The sequence below is a fragment of the Methylomonas sp. BG-2 genome, from assembly GCF_057766305.1.
The window spans coordinates 1-5,424 of the sequence record NZ_JBYMAP010000257.1 but is presented as its reverse complement, the minus strand read 5'-3'; the positions used below and the strand labels follow the sequence as shown (position 1 = coordinate 5,424).

4 protein-coding genes and 1 pseudogene are annotated in these 5,424 nt (G+C 56.0%); all 5 read left to right on the top strand.

Annotated features, from left to right (window positions below; translation table 11 throughout):
- Positions 1–81: 81 nt before the first annotated feature.
- The gene (locus AC3B8H_RS18010) at positions 82–360 is read left to right on the top strand and encodes a hypothetical protein (protein ID WP_488442923.1); all 279 of its coding nucleotides are present in this window, start codon (positions 82–84) and stop codon (positions 358–360) included.
- Between the two features lie 110 nt (positions 361–470).
- Positions 471–1,814 carry a hypothetical protein gene (locus AC3B8H_RS18005; RefSeq protein ID WP_488442922.1) on the top strand — a complete coding sequence of 448 codons (1,344 nt, stop codon included), beginning with the start codon at positions 471–473 and terminating at the stop codon, positions 1,812–1,814.
- A gap of 202 nt (positions 1,815–2,016) precedes the next feature.
- Complete coding sequence (locus tag AC3B8H_RS18000; protein WP_488442921.1) at positions 2,017–3,714, top strand: type I secretion system permease/ATPase; 1,698 nt, start codon at positions 2,017–2,019, stop codon at positions 3,712–3,714.
- Positions 3,715–3,784: 70 nt separating this feature from the next.
- Complete coding sequence (locus AC3B8H_RS17995; RefSeq protein ID WP_488442920.1) at positions 3,785–5,074, top strand: HlyD family type I secretion periplasmic adaptor subunit; 1,290 nt, start codon at positions 3,785–3,787, stop codon at positions 5,072–5,074.
- 3 nt (positions 5,075–5,077) lie between these two features.
- Positions 5,078–5,424 (top strand): annotated as a pseudogene (locus tag AC3B8H_RS17990) (TolC family outer membrane protein); the annotation flags it as partial.

Sequence of the window (5,424 nt, the reverse complement as noted above, 5' to 3'; positions counted from 1 at the left end):
GTGCTTTAATAGCCGGTGACTTGTCAGACGTCCCTGTCCGCCGGACAGGGACGATTCATACGGAAGAGGAAGGTGAGCACTATGAAAAACATAGAATTGAAACGAGGATTTTTCGTTGCATTATTGTTGACCGCCGCGGCCGCGCAGGCCCAGGATTATCCGGCGGCCGATTTTCAACCCAAGGTGGTTTTCCGCGATCCGGCGCTGGTCGAAGCCGCGCCGACCGCGAGCTCCGCGCCGACCAGCGCTACGGCGGTGCCTTGCGTCAATCAACAGGCGCAACCGCAATCGGAAGTCGATCCCAAATATCCGGCTTCCAGCTTTCAACCCAAGGTCGTGTTTAGCGGCACCGGGTCGTAATACTCAATTCGTCAGGCTAGGCTTGCGGCGCGGTTCGGGTGAGCTAAACCGGCGATTTCGAGCTAACCGGTCGAGAACATAACAACGATAACATTCAGGAGTATTCTCAAATGGCAAAAAACAGTTTGATGAATAGCTTATTCGGCATACTGCCGAGCTTTTTCTTCGACAAACCCGCCGGCGGCGGGGTGTCCGACGGAAATGGCGAAGAAGAGGGTAAGCAGTTGACCGGCGTGGCGCGTTACCTACAACGGTTGGAACCGCAAGAGGCCGATGATCAACCGGCATTGACCGGCGTGGCTCGTTATCTGGCGGCTCTGGAGCCGACAGTGGTCGAGCCGGAGGTGGAGGTGGCCGAAGAAGAGGTCGTCGAAGCCGTTGAGGCTGTTGAAGTCGTCGATGAGGTCGAACCCGAAACGGTTCCGACCGGCGTCGAAAAGTATTTGAGCCAGCAGGCCGAGCATCCGGTTACCCGGGTCGCAAAGTATCTGATCAAAGAGTCGATCCAATCTAAGGCCGCGCCGATTACCGGCGTATCCAAATACGTCACCATGCACGATAGGGAAGACCACTCGGTGACCGGGGTCGCCAAGTATGTCATCCGGCAAAACATGGCGGAAACTCCGGCGGTGACTGGCGTTGCTAAATACGTTCTAAAAAAAGATTTGGCGGCCAAGGATGTACCGGCCGCAACTTCCGTCAGCAAGTACTTGGCTAGGCAGGCGCTGGTTTCGAAGGATGTACCTGTCCTGAGCGGCGTCGAAAAATATTTGGCTCGGCAAGACAAGTTATTGAAAGAGCAAGTGCCGTTGACCGGGGTTGCCAAATTCGTGGCCGAGCAGGAGCTGGCGGCGCGTAAAGCCGCCGCGGTGGCTTTGGTGGCTCGATACGTCGAAGCGGAAGCCAAATTGCAAGCTGAAAAAGCGGAGGCATTGATGAAACAGGAGCAAGCCGAGGAGGCCGCGCTGGACGCCGAAGTCATTATCGAAGGTTCGGCGGTGGACCGCTATCTCGCCCGCCAATCCGCGGCGGCCGAATTGGCGCCGAAGCCAACCGGTGTCGCCAAATATTTGGCTAAACAATTGCAACTGCAAAGTCAGGCCGCGCCGGTTACCGGCGTAGCGCGTTATCTAGCCAAGCAATCGGTATTGGCCAAGCAATTGCCGACGCCGACCGGTGTTGCCAAATACGTCGCCAAGCAACGATTGGAAGCCAAGCCGGAAGTGGTGGTGAGTTCGGTGTCTAAATATCTGGCGAAACATGCCGCCGACGAAAAAGCCGCGGGCGAAGTGACTGGCGTCGCCAAATACATGGCCAAACAGGAAGTAGCGGATAGAGACGTGCCCAGCGTGTCCGGCGTCGCGAAATACGTGGCCAGACAAGCATTGCAAGCCGATGAAGTCAGCTACGCCAGAACGACCGGCGTCGAGAAGTACTTGCGCAAGCAAGGCTAATCCTGCATTACGGCACCAAGCCGGCGTACTCTTTCAGGGACGCCGGTTTTTTTTCGCCGAAATTCGGCGGCGGCTTGTCGGCAAGCGACGGCGGTGGCTCGCTCCGAGCACTTCGGCGGCAAAAATCAACATTCGTTCGGTAACAGCCAAAATCATGCTACTCTTGGAGGGCTAACTTTGGCCAATATTCTTCCAACGCGTCGTGAGCATTTCTCAACCCACCGATATTCAAATTGCTCTGAAACTTTGCAAGGGGGCTTTTTTATCCGCCGCCGGTTTTAGTTTGATTATCAACATGCTGATGTTGACCTCGCCGTTGTATATGTTGCAAGTATATGATCGCGTGGTGGCGACCGGAAATCTGTCGACCTTGCTGATGCTGAGCTTGATCATGTTGATTTTGTTCGCCACCATGAGCGGTTTGGAATGGGTTCGTTCCCAAATCCTGGTGCGCGTTAGTAGCCGTTTGGAGTTGCTGTTAAACGAACGACTGTTCCAAGTCGCGTATAAACAAGCGCTGTATTCCGGAGGGCAGAAGGCGACATCGCAACCGCTGGACGATCTGACCGCGTTACGTCAATTTTTAACCGGCAGTGGCTTGTTCGCGTTTTTCGATGCGCCGTGGATGCCGATCTATCTCGGTGTCATGTTTATTTTTCACCCCCTATACGGCTGGTTTGCCGTCGCTACTGCCGTTTTGATGGTTTTGATCGCCATCGTCAACGAAAAAGCCACGGCGGCCACCCTGGATGAAGCCAACAAGGTAGCGATTGCCGGACGGGCCTTGGTGAATAAAAATCTCCGCAATGCCGAAGTGATCGAGTCGATGGGCATGACCGAGAATATCAAGCAGCGCTGGCTGGCGGCGGCTAACCACGTCTTGATTTTGCAGGGGCTGGCAAGTTCGCGCGCCGGCTTGGTCGGGGCGTTTTCCAAGGTAACCAGGCTGGCTTCGCAGTCGCTTATCCTGGGCTTGGGCGCTTATCTGGTGATACAAAAGGAAATTACTCCCGGATTGATGATCGCCGGTTCGATATTGTTGGGGCGCTCGATTGCGCCTATCGATATGCTGATCGCCAATTGGAAGGGTTTTGTCAATGCGCGCGGTCAATATCGGCGCTTGAACGAAATCTTGCTGCGGATTCCGGCTGAACCGACGCGGATGTCTCTACCCGCGCCGCGCGGCAGTTTTCAGTTGGAGGCTGCCATCGTGACGCCGCCCGGTGCCAGCGTGCCGGTTATCAAGGGGTTAAGCCTAGCCATCAATGCCGGCGACATCGTCGGCGTTCTCGGTGCCAGCGGCGCGGGTAAATCGACGTTGGCTCGTGCCTTGCTCGGTATCTGGCCTACTTCCGGCGGCAAGATCCGCCTCGATCAGGCCGATGTCCATGCCTGGAACCGCGCCGAATTGGGACCATATCTGGGTTATCTGCCACAGGATATAGAATTGTTCGAAGGCACGATCGGCGAGAATATCGCCCGGTTTGGCGACGTCGACGCCGTTAAAGTGGTCGAGGCCGCAAAAATGGCCGGCGTGCACGACCTGGTATTACATTTGCCCAATGGCTACGACACCGTGATCGGCGCAAACGGCGGCGCTTTGTCGGGCGGTCAGCGCCAACGCATCGGGTTGGCGCGGGCGCTCTACGGCGATCCCGTAGTTGTCGTGCTTGACGAACCTAACTCGAACCTGGACGAGCAAGGTGAACAGGCGCTGGCTCGAGCGCTGACCTTGCTGAGACAAAAGGGCGCTACCGTGATCCTCATCACTCATCGAAACAGTGTTTTGTCCAACGTGGATAAGCTAATGATCTTGAATGAAGGCAAGCTGGCGGTTTACGGGCCGCGAGAGCAAGTGCTGGCCCATATACAACAACAAGCCCAATTACAAGCATCGTGACCGGTATCGGCTGCTTTTCCCGCCCATGGAAATGAAGAATTTGTCCTCGTCCGTTAAACCTGGCGCCGCGATGACGCCTGTTGTTGACGATAGACCGATACGCCTGATTGGCGTCATCATTTTGTTGGCGGCGTTTGGTTTATTCGCGCTGTGGAGTTACTGGGCGCCGATCGACGGCGCGGCGCTGGCCTCCGGAGTGATTACCGTCAAATCCCACCGCAAAACCGTTCAGCACCTGGATGGCGGCATCGTGCATCAAATCTTTGTCAAGGATGGCGACATCGTCCGGGAAGGCGATATTTTGCTGACGCTGGATGGTACCGAAGCCCGCTCGCAACTGGAAGTGCTGCGAGGGCAATCGATCACGCTGTCCGCGCAATTGGCCCGATTGGAAGCCGAGCGCGATCGGAAGGCCCGGATTGAGTTCCCCGACAATTTGAGCCGCTTGGACGATACCCGTGTCGCCGAAGCCAGGACCAGCGAGACCGAGTTATTTTTGGCCAGGCGCACGGCCTTCGAAGGCCAAATTTCGGTCCTGAAGCAAAAGATCAACCAGCTGAGCACGCAAATTGTCGGGATTAAAGGCCAGCGCCAGAGCAAGCAAGAATTGTCGGCATCCTACGGCGAAGAAGCGAAGGACTTGAAAGAGTTGCTGGCCGAAGGGTTTGCCGATAAACAACGCTTGCGTGACACCGAACGCAATCATGCCAGCAACTCGGGCGATATCGCTTCATTAACCTCGCAGATCGCGGCCGCCGAAATTCAGATCGGCGAAACCAAGCTGGAGATCATGCAACTCGAAAAGAAGTTTCAAGAGGAAGTGTCCGAAAAATTGAGCGAGGTTCAATCCCAGCTATTTGACGTTAATCAGCGTTTGGCGGCGACCGCCGACAAGGTTAGCCGGATAGAGATCAAGGCGCCGGTGGGCGGACGGGTGATGGGGTTGGCGATACATACTCAAGGCGGCGTGGTGATGGCGGGGAGTCCGATACTCGACATCGTGCCGCAACAAGAGGACTTGATCATCGACGCGCGTGTGTCGCCGCTGGACATTGACCGGATCCGCCTGGGTTTGATCGCCGAGATTAGATTCAGCGCATTTAAGCAAGCGTTGACGCCGACTACCGAAGGTAAGGTCATCCATATTTCGGCCGACCGTTTCGTCGACGAGAAGGCCGATGCGGCTTACTACCAAGCCCAAGTGGAATTGACGCCGGAAAGCCTGCAAAAATTGAAAAACCTGGAATTGGTGCCCGGCATGCCGGTGGAAGTGATGATACGGACCGGCGAGCGCACCGTCGTGGAATATCTGATGCAGCCGATTACCGATGCATTCGCGCGGGCTTTCCGAGAGGATTGACTCATGATGCACTCGATTAGGTCCATCTTGCTGGGATTGGCGGTTACTTTGGCGGGCCGGGCGTGCGCCGACGATTTGCTGACGGTGTATCAGCAAGCATTGCAGGCCGCGCCGTCGTTAAAGTCAGCCGATGCCAAGCTGGAAATCGGCATTGCCCAAAAGGGCCAGGCGCTGGGGCAGATGTTGCCGCAGGTTTCCGGAACCGCGAATTGGTCGGAAAACCGCCTCAGCGTCCGCAGCGCCGATTTGAGTTATTCGGGCACTCGCTATTATTTGTCGTTAAATCAGTCGCTGATCGATTTTGCCAAATTTTGGACTTGGCGCCGGGCGCAGGAAGTCGAGTCACAGTA